We start from the raw sequence: 14,210 nt of genomic DNA on the forward strand, positions 1-14,210 counted from the left end.
GTTGACGTTTTTTCTGAAGCCTGGGTCGCCGGCGTTGCGCGGGTGACGTCTCGGCACGGGTAGGACAGGGCGCAGACCCGGAACAAGGCCGGCCGAGGAGATCGGCACGGATGATAATCATTAACAAAAGAGAGTAAAGATCATTTACATCCAGGCCAAATGTAAAGGCACCTGCGCCTCGCTAGGCAGAAGGCAGCACCAGGCACAGGCGCAGCCCCGGATCGGCGGCTTCCGCCCATAGGCGGCCGCCCTGGAGCACCACGGCGCGACGGGCAATGCTCAGTCCCAGGCCGAAGCCCTTGCCGGTACGTGCCGAAGACAGCCGGGTGAACGGGCGGAAGATGGTCTCCAACTGGTGCTCGGCCACACCCTCGCCCTGGTCTTCCAGGCAAAGCCACCAGCAACTTCCTTCGCGCCGACCATGCAGGCGGATCACGCCGCCTTCCGGCGAATGCCGGATGGCGTTGCGCAGCAGGTTCTCCAGGGCCTGGGCAAGTGCATTGAGGTTGCCACGCACGACACAATCCTCGGGCAGAGCGCTGCGGAACCGCTCGGCGGCCCAGCCGCTTTCGAAGCGTGCGTTCTCCACCAGCAGGTCCCATAACGCCGGGATGGAAATGTCCTCCAGCGCCAATACCGGGCGTTCGGTGTCCATCCAGGCCAGCTCCAGGGTGTTGTCCACCAGTTGCTGCATGCCCTGTACCTCCTGCTCCAGGCGCTCGCGCAGGAGCTGCGCGGACAGCGTGCCCTCTGCCGCCACCTGCAGGCGCGCCAGCGGCGTGCGCAGCTCGTGGGAGAGATCGCGGAGCAGTTGGCGCTGCAACACCATGTGCTCGTCGAGTCGCTCGGCCATATGGTCGAACGCCCGCCCCAGATCGCCCAACTCGTCGCTGCGCCGGCTGATCTCTGCCTGCGTACGCGCCGTCAGGTCGTTGCCGCGCAGGGCATTGGCCTGCGCTCGCAGGCGTCCCAGCGGCACTATCCAGCGCCGATACAGCAACACTCCCAGCAGCAGGGCCAGCCCGGCCGGCACCAGGCCATGGGTGACCAGGCGCTTGGCCGGCGACAAGCCGGGAGGGACGAACTCGGCGGGAAGACGCAGGACCACCCGGCCTTGCTCCGGATGTTCGGGGAAGCGCAGGCTGATGAACGGCCGCGACAACGAGCGGGAGCTCATCGGCCAGTCGACGCCCCGCAGGAAAGTCAGGCGCTCGGCTTCCTCCGTGGTGAGCGGACGACTGCCCAGCGATTGCAGCCGTCCGTCGAGCACGACCACCCAGTCCAGCGCCCGCTGGCGCGGCTCGGCCAGCCAACGGTCGATGCCCTCGCGGCCATCGTCGAGCCAGGCACGTTCGGCTCGCCGCGCATAATCCGCCAAGGCGGAGCGGGCTTCGGCGGACAGGTAGTAACCCTTCAGTTCGGCACTGCGTCCCCAGGTCCAGGACAGCCATACCGATAGCAGGAAGAACGCCACCAGCACCAGGGCCAGGCGCCAGAACAGCGAATGACGGTTGGGCATCATGGCGCCGGTGTCAGGACGTAACCCTTGCCCCAGACGGTATGCAACTGGTGACCGGCGTAACCGAGGCGTTGCAGCTTGCGCCGCAGGTGACTGACGTGCATGTCCAGGCTGCGATCATGCTGGGTATGACCGCGGTGCAGGACATGCTGGTAAAGGAAGGCCTTGGTCAGGGTCTCGCCTTCCGCGGCGAGGAAGGTTTCCAGCAGGCGGTATTCGGTCGGCGTCAGGCCGGCGAACCGCTCGCCAAGGCTGACATCGCAGACATCGGCAGAGAATTGCAGCGAGGGCCGCGCCAGCGGTTCGGCGCAGCGGCCCGGCGCGCCCCCCCGCTCCAGGGCGATCCGACGCAGGATGGCATCGATGCGTACCCGCAGCTCGGCCAGGCTGAAAGGCTTCGGCAGATAATCGTCGGCGCCCAGGCTGAACCCGGCGATGCGGTCCTGCTCGGCGCCCAGGGCTGACATCAGGATCACCGGCAGCGCCTGCTCCTGGCGGAGTTGGCGAAGAATCTCGAGGCCATCGCGCCCGGGCAGCATGATGTCCATCAGGATCAGGTCATAGCCGCCGCTGCGCGCAGCCGCCAACCCCTCTTCCCCGTCTCGGCACCAGGTCACCTCGAAACCGCTGCCATTGAGGTGCTGGAACAGATGTGCGCCCAGTGTCGGATCGTCCTCGATGGCCAGCAGTCGGGGGTCGGGCGTCAGGGATGGGAACATGGCAGCCAAATAAGATTGATTAGCAATCGTGCCAGTATTCACGATCTTTCCGCTTCGTCGCAAGCCGAATCCGCCGGGCTGCGCACATCGGTGCAGATTCCCCTTCCGCGACCCGCTAAACTGCGCGGGGTAAACGTATGGCCGGGGAGCGTCGGCCATCCCGATCTGGCTCGACGGAGAGACGTGTGTTCAAGGATCTCGGCATCAAGGGGCGCGTACTGCTGCTCACCCTGCTCCCCACCAGCCTGCTGGCGATGGTGCTTGGCGGTTACTTCACCTGGGTCCAGCTGTCCGACATGCGCGCCCAGTTGATCGAGCGCGGGCAACTGATCGCCGAACAACTGGCGCCGCTGGCCGCCACCGCGCTGGCGCGAAAGGATACCGCCGTGCTCAACCGCATCGCCAACGAGGCGCTGGACCAACCGGACGTGCGCGCGGTGACCTTCCTCGACGCCCGCCAGGAACGCCTCGCCCATGCCGGGCCAAGCATGCTCACCGTCGCCCCGGCCGGCGACGCCAGCCATCTGAGCATGTCCACCGAACTGGACACCACGCACTTCCTGCTACCGGTTCTTGGCCGCCACCACAGCCTGTCCGGCGCCACCGAGCCTGACGACGAGCGCGTACTCGGCTGGGTCGAACTGGAACTGTCGCACCACGGGACTCTGCTGCGCGGATATCGCAGCCTGTTCACCAGCCTCTTGCTGATCGCCGCCGGCCTCGGCGTCACCGCCCTCCTCGCCCTGCGCATGAGCCGCGCGATCAACGCGCCGCTGGAACTGATCAGCCAGGGCGTCGCCCAGCTCAAGGAAGGCCGCATGGAAACCCGCCTGCCACCGATGGGCAGCAACGAGCTGGACGAACTGGCCTCTGGCATCAACCGCATGGCGGAAACGCTGCAGAGCGCCCAGGAGGAAATGCAGCACAACATCGACCAGGCCACCGAGGACGTACGGCAGAACCTGGAAACCATCGAGATCCAGAACATCGAGCTGGACCTGGCGCGCAAGGAGGCCCTGGAGGCGAGCAGGATCAAGTCCGAGTTCCTCGCCAACATGAGCCACGAGATCCGCACCCCGCTCAACGGCATCCTCGGTTTCACCAACCTGCTGCAGAAGAGCGAGCTCAGCCCGCGCCAGCAGGACTACCTCACGACCATCCAGAAATCGGCGGAAAGCCTGCTGGGGATCATCAACGAGATCCTCGATTTCTCGAAGATCGAGGCCGGCAAGCTGGTTCTGGAAAACCTCCCTTTCAATCTCCGCGACCTGATCCAGGACGCCCTGACCATGCTGGCTCCGGCCGCCCACGAGAAGCAACTGGAACTGGTCAGCCTGGTCTACCGGGATACCCCGATCCAATTGCAGGGCGACCCGCAGCGGCTGAAGCAGATCCTCACCAACCTGGTCGGCAACGCCATCAAGTTCACCCAGGGCGGCACCGTCGCCGTACGCGCCATGCTCGAGGACGAAAGCGACGACCGCGCGCAGCTGCGGATCAGCGTCCAGGACACCGGTATCGGCCTCTCCGAGGAAGACCAGCAAGCCTTGTTCAAGGCCTTCAGCCAGGCCGACAACTCACTGTCGCGGCAAGCCGGTGGCACCGGCCTGGGCCTGGTGATCTCCAAGCGCCTGATTGAGCAGATGGGCGGCGAGATCGGCGTCGACAGTACGCCTGGGGAAGGCGCCGAGTTCTGGATCAGCCTGAGTCTGCCGAAAAGTCGCGACGACAACGAGGAGCCGGGCGCCTCCTGGGCCGCGGGCCAACGCGTGGCGCTGCTCGAACCGCAGGAACTGACGCGCCGCTCGCTGCACCACCAGCTCACCGACTTCGGCCTGGAAGTGAGCGAATTCGCCGACCTCGACAGCCTCCAGGAAAGCCTGCGCAACCCGCCGCCCGGCCAGTTGCCGATCAGCCTGGCGGTGCTCGGCGTCTCGGCCGCGATCCATCCGCCGGAAGAGCTGAGCCAGTCGTTCTGGGAATTCGAACGGCTCGGCTGCAAGACCCTGGTGCTCTGCCCGACCACCGAGCAGGCGCAATACCACGCGACCCTGCCCGACGAACAGGTCGAGGCCAAGCCCGCCTGCACCCGCAAGCTGCAACGCAAGCTGCAGGAGTTGCTTCAAGTCCGCCCGACGCGCAGCGACAAGCCCCACGCCATGGTTTCCGGACGGCCGCCACGGCTGCTCTGCGTCGACGACAACCCGGCCAACCTGCTGCTGGTGCAGACCCTGCTCAGCGACCTCGGCGCCCAGGTCACCGCGGTGGACAGCGGCTACGCGGCCCTCGAGGTGGTGCAGCGCGAGCGCTTCGACCTGGTCTTCATGGACGTGCAGATGCCCGGCATGGACGGCCGCCAGGCCACCGAGGCGATCCGCCGCTGGGAGGCCGAGCGGGAAGTCAGCCCGGTGCCGGTGATCGCGCTCACCGCACATGCGCTTTCCAACGAGAAGCGCGCATTGCTGCAGGCCGGCATGGACGACTACCTGACCAAGCCGATCGACGAGCAGCAATTGGCCCAGGTAGTGCTGAAGTGGACCGGACTGAGCCTGGGCCAGTCGCTGGCCAGCATGAGCCGTGCGCCGCAGCTCGGCCAGTTGAGCGTGCTCGATCCCGAGGAAGGGCTGCGCCTGGCCGCCGGCAAGGCCGACCTCGCCGCCGACATGCTGGCGATGCTGCTGGCCTCGCTGGCGGCGGACCGCCAGGCGATTCGCCAGGCCCGCGACAACGACGACCGCACCGCTTTGCTCGAGAGGGTCCACCGGCTGCATGGCGCCACCCGCTACTGTGGCGTGCCGCAGTTGCGCGCGGCCTGCCAGACCAGCGAAACCCTGCTCAAGCAGAACGATCCGGCGGCGGCCGCGGCCCTGGACGAGCTGGACAAGGCCATCGAGGCCCTGGCCGACACTGCCTCGGCCACCACCCACCTGTCCTCCACCAGCCTCGACTCCAGCGAACTCTGACCATGCGCATCCTGTTCTTCAGCACCCAGGCCTACGACAGCGAGAGCTTCCAGGCCAGCAACCACCGGCACGGCTTCGAACTGCACTTCCAGCAGGCCCACCTGCAGGCGGACACGGCGGTCCTCGCCCAGGGCTTCGAAGTAGTCTGCGCCTTCGTCAACGACGACCTCTCGCGGCCGGTACTGGAACGCCTGGCCGCCGGCGGCACGCGCCTGGTCGCCCTGCGCTCGGCCGGCTACAACCACGTCGACCTGGCCGCCGCCGAAGCGCTCGGCCTGCCGGTGGTGCACGTCCCGGCCTATTCGCCGCACGCTGTCGCCGAGCACGCGGTCGGCCTGATCCTGACGCTCAACCGGCGCCTGCACCGCGCCTACAACCGGACCCGCGAGGGCGATTTCTCGCTGCATGGGCTGACCGGCTTCGACCTCCACGGCAAACGCGTCGGAGTGATCGGCACCGGACAGATCGGCGAGACCTTCGCCCGCATCATGGCCGGCTTCGGCTGCGAGCTGCTGGCCTACGATCCCTATCCCAATCCGCGCATCCAAGCGCTCGGCGGCCGCTACCTGGCGCTCGACGCCCTGCTCGCCGAGTCCGACATCGTCAGCCTGCATTGCCCGCTGACCGCCGACACCCGCCACCTCATCGACGCGCAGCGCTTGGCGACGATGAAACCCGGCGCGATGCTGATCAATACCGGCCGTGGCGCCCTGGTGAACGCAGCGGCGCTGATCGAGGCGCTGAAGAGCGGACAACTGGGCTACCTCGGCCTGGACGTCTATGAAGAGGAAGCGGATATCTTCTTCGAGGATCGCTCCGACCAGCCCCTGCAGGATGACGTGCTGGCACGCCTGCTGAGCTTCCCCAACGTGGTGGTGACTGCCCACCAGGCCTTCCTTACCCGCGAGGCGCTGGCGGCGATCGCCGACACCACCCTGGACAACATCGCCGCCTGGCAGGACGGGACGCCACGCAATCGGGTCCGGGCCTGATGGCGTGTTAGCATGCGCGGCTGATTGGAGGCTCCATGGCTGAACACGATTTCCGTTACACCCTGCTCAACCCGCAATACACCCTCAACGAATGCCGCGCGCTCTCCCCGGGGCGCTACCAGGTCACCGGCACCGGCGGCTCGATCAAGGCCGACGACGTGCTGCTGGTCAGCCTCAAGGGCAGCAAGACCCTGAGCATGCGCCTGACCGTGGAAAAGGTCCGCCACCTGATCAACCCGCCCGGCCAGTGGCTGGCTGTCGCCCGCGGCCCGGCATTCCGCGAACTGGCGATCCATACCTGGCAGGTCGACTGCGACCAGTGCCAGGCTCGTCTCGACTTCGAGTTCGCCGTGGACGCCAGTCTCGGTCGCAAGGCCCTGGCGCCGGCCGCCGAAGAGCGCATTCACGAACTGGGCTGGAGCAGCCGCGAAGGCAAGCACCTGTGCCCGAAATGCCAGTAGGGCGAACGCTCCGTCCGACCGACGGTCTGTGAACTATCGCCCGTACGAAATGCGCAAAGGAAACGCCATGAAACCCTCTCTCGCCCTCTTCGCCTCCACCGCCCTGGTACTGGGCGGTTGCGCCAGCCAGGAGACCACCCTGGAAACCGAGCAGGCCTACCAGGTCGACTGGGTCGGGGCACAACCGACGATGGACTACAGCCACATCAGCCTGACCTTCGACGGCCAGGGCCGTGCCTTCGGCAACGGCGGCTGCAACCACTGGTTCGCCAGCTACACCCTGCAGGACGACCTCCTTCAGTTCGGCGCCATCGGCAGCACCCGCCGCCTGTGCGCGGCGGAGATCATGGAGCAGGAACGGCGCTTCCTGGCCCTGCTGCAGAGCGTCCAGCACTGGGACATTTCGCCGTCCGACGAGCTGCGCCTGTGGCCGGCCGAAGGCAAGCCGCTGCGCCTGGTCCCCGAGCACGACTGAAGCCTGAAGCGGCGCTACCCGGCGCCGCCCGTTTACATTTTTTTGACATCCATTTCATTCCCGCTTGACCACCACGTCCCTAGGCTTCCGCATCCTCGCCCGGAGACGCTTGATGTTCGCCCCACCCAGCACCGAGACACTCAACCGCTTCTTTCTGTTGTCGTGGCTGGTGGTGCTCTGGCAGGTGCTGCGCCTGCAGGACGGGATCGTCTTCGACGACGCCTGGCTGCCGCTCTGGAGCGTCGCTGCCAGCCTGAGCTACGCCTTCCTTTATATAGTCCCGGTGTACCTCGCCTGCCGACTGCTCCTGCATTTCCATGATCGCCTTCCCGTGCGCCTCAGTCCGTGGCTGGCAGGCGTGCTGGCCATCGTCGGCAGCGCGGCGGTACAGATACTGCTCTACGCCGACCGCACCCTCTACGACCTGTACGGATTCCACCTCAACGGTTTCAGCATCGGCCTGCTGGTCTCGCCCGGCGGCCTCTCCAGCCTCGGCAGCGGCGACGGCACCCTGCTCAGCGCAAGCCTGGCGGCCCTGGCCCTGCTCTGCCTGCAGGTGCTGCTGTACAGCGCCTGCCAGGTCAGCCGCGAACGCCTTCCCGCGCTCCCTCGGCGCGCCTGGCGCTACCTGTTGGCGGCCTTCCTCTGCCTGGCCCTGGGCGAACGCCTGGTCTATGCGTTCAGCTCCCTGCGCGACTACCGGCCGATCCTGCTGGCCAGCGAACGCTATCCGCTTTACCTGCCATTGACCGTCCGCAGCCTGGCGCGAAGCCTGGGCATCCAGCCGACGCCCACCCAGCGCGAGCTGCTCCAGCAGCAGAGCGACCTGCACTATCCTCTCCGGCCGCTGGAGATCAGCGCCCCGGCGCACCCATTGAACATCGTCTGGATCGTCGCCGAGTCGCTCCGCGGGGACATGCTCGATCCGCGCTACATGCCCAGGCTGTGGGACTTCTCCAACCGGGCGATCCGCCTGGACAACCACTACAGCAGCGGCAACCTGACCCAGATGGGCGTCTTCGGCATGTTCTACGGGCTGCACGGCGGCTACTGGGACGCCGTGCTGAAGGCCGGCCAGCCGCCGGTGCTCATGGAGGTACTCAGGCAGCAGAACTACCAGTTCCGGATCAATGCCGCGCAACGTTTCAGCTATCCGCCCTTCGACCGCAGCGTGTTCGTCAACCTGCGCCCCCAAGACCTGCACGTGCTGGATAGCCCGGAGCCTGCCTGGCAGCGCGACGCCCGGAACACCGACGACCTGCTGCGCTTCGTCGATCGCCGACTACCCGACCGGCCGTTCTTCGCCTGCCTGTTCCTCGAGTCGAGCCACGCCAACTACAGCTTCCGCGACGAGACCGCGAAAATCCGCCCCTATCTGGTCAACTTCAACTACCTGACCACCGATTTCCAGGCGCAGATGCCGCTGATCAAGAACCGCTACCTGAATGCCGTGCGCGAAGTCGATACACAGATCGGCCGCCTGCTGCAGCACCTGGAAAACCAGCACCTGCTGGAAAACACCGCGGTAGTGGTGCTCGGCGACCATGGGGAAGAGTTCATGGAACGCTCGCGCTGGGGCCACAATACCGAGTTCAATCGCTACCAGACCGGCACCGTCGCCGTGCTGAGCATTCCCGGACAGGCGCCCCGTGCCGTCCGCGGCATCACCAGCCACATCGACCTGCCCGCAACGCTCCTGCCGCTGCTGGGCGTACGCAATCCGCCCCGCGACTACTCGCTGGGACAGGACCTGCTCGCAGCGGACTACCATCGCGACTATGCGGTGAGCGCCGATACCACGCGCATCGCCTACCTGGGCGAAGGCTTCAAGGTGAGCTTCCCACTGCGTGGCGCGGACCGTCACCACGGTCCGGTGAGCGATGGCGACGACCGCCCGCTCGACGTGGAACAACAGGAAGCCATACGCGGCCCACTCCGTGCAGCACGCCTGGAACTGCTGCAGGATCTCGGCCGCTTCAGCGCCTTGCCGGTAGGGGAAGAGCCGTCGCCGCGGAACCTCGCGACTTCGTTGACGCCATGAGGAGCATCAGAACAACCTGAGTTGTTCGTGGGCGCCCTGCAGGTCGAGCAGGCGCACGCCGACGCCGATCAGGCGCACCGGACGATTGCCACGGGCAAAGGCCTGGCCGAGCAATTGCCGGTAGCTCTCCAGGTCGCGCCCGGCGCCGGACTGTTCCACCGTGGTCTGGGTGAAATCGTGAAACTTCAGTTTAACGAACGGCTTGTCCGGCCGATAACTGCCATCCAGGCGTTGCAGGCGTCCGTCCAGCTCCTCGAGCAGGGTCGGCAGTTCCTCCAGGCAAGCCGCCAGGTCCGGCAGGTCGCGATCGAAGGTACATTCGACGCTCACCGACTGGCGCCGGCTGTCGACTTCCACCGGTCGCTCGTCGATACCATGGGCCAGTCCCCACAGGCGTTCGCCGAAGCTGCCGAACTCGCGCACCAGGCTCAGCTTGCTGCCCTGGCGCAGGTCGGCGCAGGTGCGGATGCCCATCCGCGCCAGGCGCTCCGCCGTGACCTTGCCGACGCCATGCAACTTGGCCACCGGCAACTCGGCGACGAACCCGTCGACCTGCTCCGGGGTAATCACGAACAGCCCGTCCGGCTTGCGCCAGTCGCTGGCGATCTTGGCCAGGAACTTGTTCGGCGCGACGCCCGCCGAAACGGTGATGTGCAGCTCCTCGGCCACCCGGCGGCGGATGTCCTGGGCAATCCGCGTGGCGCTACCGGCGAAATGCGGCGAAGCGCTGACGTCCAGGTAGGCCTCGTCCAGCGAAAGCGGCTCGATCAGATCGGTATAATCGCGGAAGATCGCATGGATCTGCTTCGACACCGCCCGGTAGACATCGAAACGCGGGCGCACCACCAGCAGATCGGGACACAGCTTGAGCGCCGTGCGCATGGCCATCGCCGAGCGCACGCCATAGGCTCGCGCCTCGTAGCTGCAAGTGGCGACCACTCCGCGCTTGTCCGGCGAACCGCCAACCGCCAGCGCCTTGCCGCGCAGGCTGGGGTCGTCGCGCATCTCGAGGGCGGCATAGAAACAGTCGCAGTCTATATGGATGATTTTCCGCACCGGAATCTCGCTACAAGCCCCGCCGGGCCTGCCCCGGAGCGCTGAATTCTAACATTGGGCAAGCGCTAAGCATTTGAAGAAAAAACACTTTTTTCGAAAAATCGATTGACAGCCCGACGAGAGTCCGTAGAATGCGCCCACACAGACGCGGGATGGAGCAGTCTGGTAGCTCGTCGGGCTCATAACCCGAAGGTCGTTGGTTCAAATCCAGCTCCCGCAACCACATTCGAAAAGCCCCGGCACTAGCGATAGCGCCGGGGCTTTTTGCATTCCGCCCCTCCTGTTCCACTGCATCGCCTCGCCCTCCGTTCGCTCGCATCATCGCACATTTAACTGTATATTCGTACAGCCAGCTCAGCCTTCGATGAATGCTCGGTAACGGATACGGAAAGGACAGACAGATGCTGAACGTCGAACAATTGAAGCGCAGCGTGAACCGGATGGAACTCGACGACATCCGCCAGGCAGTGGACGAACTGCAGATGGACGGCCTGGTCACCGACGGCAAGACGCCGTTCACCCGCGTGCACTTCAACACCTGCTTCGCCGAGATCGAGGCGCTGTTCCAGCGCGCCGGCTTCCACCGGCCGCTCGATGTGGTCGGCTACCAGGGCGAGATCTATGCGTTGTACGACCCCTCTCGCTGGGAGGCCGTGGAAGTGCTGCGCTGGTTGAAGGAATACCGCGAGGAATCGCGTCACCTGACTCCGGCGTGAGCGCAATGCCTGCGTCAGCGCAACTCGTGTGCCAGGCGCGCGCAGGCCATCCCCACGACCAGCATCACCAGCGGACCGAAGGCCCGCATGGAGATCCGCGCAAGGCTCCAGGACTCTTTCGCAGCGAACAGGCTTGCCGGATTCACCGAATAGACCAGCAGGGAACCGCAGAACAGCCCCAGGCCCAGCAGGCCCAGGCGGCGCAACCAACCGTCGTGGCGGAGCAACACCACCAGCAGGGCGCCGTACAACAGGCAATCGACCCGCGCCACCGAGTCCTTGACCTGCAACGACTGTTCCCAATCCCCCAGCCACCATCCAGCGGCCACGCCCAGCACGACTCCGGCGCCGACATGAATGCCCGCCTGGATCATCGTCACCCTTCCCCCCTCGGAAATGGTCGGACAGTGCAAGCCGCCACTATGCCCACGGCAAGCTGAACCATCGCTGAACGAATACCAGCAAATGGCCTTCGGCCACTTCGCCGACGCAACTCCTGCAAAACCCGGCGGTCTTCTCCCTGTGACAGGACGCCGCCCCGCACAGAAAAAATCTGCTGCGACCACTTGGGAACTCGCCCGAGAGGCCATACTCTGTCGCGCAAATTCCCATGAGGTGGCTGATGCGCACCGACGCTCCCGTTCCAGAACATCCCGCTCCACCCAGCTCTCCCGCGTCCCCACAACGCATCCGGCTGATCGATCGGATTACCGCCTACCGCCAGCCCATCGGCCTGGTCTTCACCTTGCTGCTGTTCGGCCTGGCGCTGGTGGCCTGCTACCACCTGCTACGGGAGATCGATCCCGGCGCCCTCCACGATGCCATCGCCGACGTGCCCAGGCCGGCGCTGCTCGGCGCCCTGAGCGCGACCGCCCTCGGCTTCGTCATCCTGCTCGGCTACGAGTGGTCGGCCAGCCGCTTCGCTGGCGTCACGCTGCCCATGCGCAGCCTGGCCACCGGCGGCTTCAGCGCCTTCGCCATCGGCAATGCGGTAGGCCTGTCGCTGCTTTCCGGCGGCTCCGTACGCTACCGACTGTATTCCCGGCATGGCATCGGCGCTGCCGAAATAGCCCGGATGACGCTATTTGCCAGCCTTTCCCTGGGCTGCGCACTGCCGGTGCTGGCGGCACTCGCCGCACTCTGCGACCTCGACGATGCGGCGTCGGCGCTGCACCTGCCCCGCGCCCTGGTCGCCGTCATCGCGATCGCCGTCCTGTCGCTGGCTGTCGGCCTGGTGGCGTTCCTGGCCCGGCACCGTCTGCCGGGAGAACGGCCGTCCCCCGACAGCCTGCTGGTCCGCCTCGGCCGCCGCAGCCTGCGCCTGCCAGGCCTGCGCCTATCGCTGCTGCAACTGCTGATCACCGCCCTCGACGTCGCCGCCGCCGCTACCGTCCTTTATCTGTTGCTGCCGGAAACCCCACCCTTCGCGGCGTTCCTGCTGGTCTACCTGCTCGCCCTGGCCGCCGGCGTGCTCAGCCACGTACCGGGCGGAGTCGGGGTGTTCGAGGCGGTGCTGCTGGCCGCGTTCGCCGGCCAACTGGGCGCCGCGCCGCTGGCCGCGGCCCTGCTCTTGTACCGCTTGATTTATGTGGTACTGCCACTGCTGCTGGCCTGCCTTTTGTTGCTGTTCCTCGAAGCGCGCCGGTTGTGGGTGACGCGCCAGGCGATCCGCGTCGCCTCGGGTTTCGCCGCACCGATCCTGGCGATCCTGGTCTTCCTCTCCGGTGTCGTGCTGCTGTTTTCCGGCGCCACACCGGCGATCGACACCCGCCTGGAACACCTCGGTTTCCTCATTCCACATCGCCTGATCGATGCCTCGCACCTGGTCGCCAGCCTGATCGGCGTGCTCTGCCTCCTGCTCGCGCAGGGTTTGCGCCGACGGCTGTCGGCCGCCTGGGCCCTGACCCTGGTGCTGTTGCTGGTGGGCGCCCTGCTTTCGCTGCTGAAAGGCTTCGACTGGGAGGAAGCCAGCCTGCTGAGCCTGACCGCCGCGCTGCTCGCCATGTTCCGCCGCTCCTTCTACCGTCCCAGCCGGCTGATGGAAGTACCCTTCTCGCCGCTTTACGTAGGCGCCAGCATCTGCGTGGTCGGCGCCTCGGTCTGGCTGCTGCTGTTCGCCAACCAGGACGTGCATTACAGCAACCAGCTCTGGTGGCAGTTCGCCCTGGACGCCGACGCCCCGCGCGCCCTGCGCGCCGCCCTCGGCAGTTGCCTGCTGCTCCTGGCCCTGGCCCTTGGCTGGCTGCTGCGCGCGGCACCGCCGGCGATCCGCGAGCCGAACGCGGAAGAGCTGCAGCGCGCGGCGCGGATCATCCGCCACTCGGACCAGCCGGATGGCGGCCTGGCCCTGACCGGCGACAAGGCCCTGCTCTTCCATGAGAGCGACGACGCTTTCCTCATGTACGCCCGCCGCGGTCGCAGCATGATCGCCCTGTACGACCCGATCGGCCCGGCCATGCAGCGCGCCGAACTGATCTGGCAGTTCCGCGACCTCTGCGACCTGCACCATGCCCGCCCGGTGTTCTACCAGGTGCGTGCCGAGAACCTGCCGTTCTACATGGACATTGGCCTGACCGCCCTCAAGCTCGGCGAAGAAGCGCGAGTCGACCTGCTGCGCTTCGACCTGGAGAACAAGGGCAAGGAAATGAAAGACCTGCGCTACACCTGGAACCGCGGCCAGCGCGACGGCCTGGCCCTGGAGTTCCATGAACCGGGCCAGGCTCCGCTGGACGAGCTGAAGGCGATATCGGACGCCTGGCTGGGCGGCAAGCAGGTGCGCGAGAAAGGCTTCTCCTTGGGCCGCTTCACCCCGACGTACCTGAACTTCTTCCGCATCGCCATGGTCCGCCACCAAGGCAAGCCGGTGGCCTTCGCCAACCTGCTGGAGACCGACAGCCGCGAACTGGCGAGCCTCGACCTGATGCGCGTGCACCCGGACGCGCCGAAGCTGACCATGGAGTTCCTCATGCTCGGCCTCATCCTCCACTACAAGGCCCAGGGCCACGCGCGCTTCAGCCTCGGCATGGTGCCGCTGGCCGGGCTCCAGCCAAGGCGCGGCGCACCGTTGACCCAGCGCCTGGGCGCGCTGGTCTTCCGGCGGGGCGAACAGTTCTACAATTTCCAGGGGCTGCGACGCTTCAAGGACAAGTTCCAGCCCGACTGGGAACCCCGCTACCTGGCCGTGCCAGCCGGGCTCGACCCGCTGGTGGCCCTGGCCGATACCGCCGCGCTGATCGCCGGCGGCCTGACTGGATTGGTGAAACGCTGA

11 protein-coding genes and 1 tRNA gene are annotated in these 14,210 nt (G+C 66.4%); 8 read left to right on the plus strand and 4 right to left on the minus strand.

Annotated elements, in window-relative coordinates; all coding sequences use genetic code 11:
• Positions 1-181: 181 nt before the first annotated feature.
• Together pirS and pirR are read right to left on the minus strand one after the other, a co-directional pair.
• Positions 182-1,519, minus strand: coding sequence for a sensor histidine kinase PirS (gene pirS, locus ACI766_RS21555; RefSeq protein WP_010895528.1), 1,338 nt, complete (start codon positions 1,517-1,519; stop codon positions 182-184).
• Positions 1,519-2,238 (minus strand): response regulator transcription factor PirR, encoded by a 720-nt coding sequence (gene pirR, locus ACI766_RS21560; RefSeq protein WP_087823812.1) that lies wholly within the window; start codon positions 2,236-2,238, stop codon positions 1,519-1,521. Before pirR ends, pirS begins: the two co-directional genes overlap by 1 nt.
• 185 nt (positions 2,239-2,423) lie before the next feature.
• Between pirR and gacS the strand changes: the two genes are divergently transcribed.
• The 5 genes from gacS (at position 2,424) to ACI766_RS21585 (ending at position 9,170) form a co-directional block, all read left to right on the plus strand.
• Positions 2,424-5,201: a two-component system sensor histidine kinase GacS gene (gacS, locus tag ACI766_RS21565; RefSeq protein ID WP_003102426.1), complete on the plus strand. Its 2,778-nt coding sequence runs from the start codon at positions 2,424-2,426 to the stop codon at positions 5,199-5,201.
• A gap of 2 nt (positions 5,202-5,203) precedes the next feature.
• A complete protein-coding gene (locus tag ACI766_RS21570) occupies positions 5,204-6,193 on the plus strand; it encodes a 2-hydroxyacid dehydrogenase (protein WP_003086027.1) in 990 nt (329 codons plus the stop codon).
• A 35-nt stretch (positions 6,194-6,228) separates the two neighbouring features.
• On the plus strand, positions 6,229-6,654 hold the full coding sequence (locus ACI766_RS21575; protein WP_003086023.1) for a hypothetical protein: 426 nt from the start codon (positions 6,229-6,231) through the stop codon (positions 6,652-6,654).
• A 67-nt stretch (positions 6,655-6,721) separates the two neighbouring features.
• Positions 6,722-7,129, plus strand: a complete 408-nt coding sequence (locus ACI766_RS21580; protein WP_003086021.1) for an META domain-containing protein — start codon at positions 6,722-6,724, stop codon at positions 7,127-7,129.
• A 112-nt stretch (positions 7,130-7,241) separates the two neighbouring features.
• Positions 7,242-9,170, plus strand: coding sequence for a sulfatase-like hydrolase/transferase (locus ACI766_RS21585; RefSeq protein WP_003112594.1), 1,929 nt, complete (start codon positions 7,242-7,244; stop codon positions 9,168-9,170).
• A gap of 6 nt (positions 9,171-9,176) precedes the next feature.
• Here the strand turns inward: ACI766_RS21585 and dinB are convergent, their stop codons facing one another.
• Entirely contained in the window at positions 9,177-10,226 is a 1,050-nt protein-coding gene (gene dinB, locus ACI766_RS21590) for a DNA polymerase IV (protein ID WP_003086018.1), read from the minus strand.
• Between the two features lie 146 nt (positions 10,227-10,372).
• On the opposite strand from dinB, the gene ACI766_RS21595 reads away from it, so the two are divergent.
• Positions 10,373-10,449, plus strand: a tRNA-Met gene (locus ACI766_RS21595).
• A 178-nt stretch (positions 10,450-10,627) separates the two neighbouring features.
• Positions 10,628-10,942, plus strand: coding sequence for a hypothetical protein (locus tag ACI766_RS21600; protein WP_003086015.1), 315 nt, complete (start codon positions 10,628-10,630; stop codon positions 10,940-10,942).
• 14 nt (positions 10,943-10,956) lie between these two features.
• On the opposite strand, the gene ACI766_RS21605 is transcribed toward ACI766_RS21600, so the two are convergent.
• Positions 10,957-11,316, minus strand: a complete 360-nt coding sequence (locus ACI766_RS21605; protein ID WP_003104747.1) for a hypothetical protein — start codon at positions 11,314-11,316, stop codon at positions 10,957-10,959.
• A gap of 248 nt (positions 11,317-11,564) precedes the next feature.
• Here ACI766_RS21605 and mprF point away from each other — a divergent pair, with 248 nt between their 5' ends.
• Positions 11,565-14,210 carry a bifunctional lysylphosphatidylglycerol flippase/synthetase MprF gene (mprF, locus tag ACI766_RS21610; protein WP_003123231.1) on the plus strand — a complete coding sequence of 882 codons (2,646 nt, stop codon included), beginning with the start codon at positions 11,565-11,567 and terminating at the stop codon, positions 14,208-14,210.

It is taken from the genome of Pseudomonas sp. DL (assembly GCF_047199225.1).
Lineage (GTDB): Bacteria > Pseudomonadota > Gammaproteobacteria > Pseudomonadales > Pseudomonadaceae > Pseudomonas > Pseudomonas aeruginosa.

Coding starts and splice junctions, on each gene's coding strand:
- pirS (WP_010895528.1), bottom strand. CDS start 1,519: ATGCCCAACCGTCATTCGCTGTTCTGGCGCCTGGCCCTGGTGCTGGTG.
- pirR (WP_087823812.1), bottom strand. CDS start 2,238: ATGTTCCCATCCCTGACGCCCGACCCCCGACTGCTGGCCATCGAGGAC.
- ACI766_RS21570 (WP_003086027.1), top strand. CDS start 5,204: ATGCGCATCCTGTTCTTCAGCACCCAGGCCTACGACAGCGAGAGCTTC.
- ACI766_RS21575 (WP_003086023.1), top strand. CDS start 6,229: ATGGCTGAACACGATTTCCGTTACACCCTGCTCAACCCGCAATACACC.
- ACI766_RS21580 (WP_003086021.1), top strand. CDS start 6,722: ATGAAACCCTCTCTCGCCCTCTTCGCCTCCACCGCCCTGGTACTGGGC.
- ACI766_RS21585 (WP_003112594.1), top strand. CDS start 7,242: ATGTTCGCCCCACCCAGCACCGAGACACTCAACCGCTTCTTTCTGTTG.
- ACI766_RS21600 (WP_003086015.1), top strand. CDS start 10,628: ATGCTGAACGTCGAACAATTGAAGCGCAGCGTGAACCGGATGGAACTC.
- ACI766_RS21605 (WP_003104747.1), bottom strand. CDS start 11,316: ATGATCCAGGCGGGCATTCATGTCGGCGCCGGAGTCGTGCTGGGCGTG.
- mprF (WP_003123231.1), top strand. CDS start 11,565: ATGCGCACCGACGCTCCCGTTCCAGAACATCCCGCTCCACCCAGCTCT.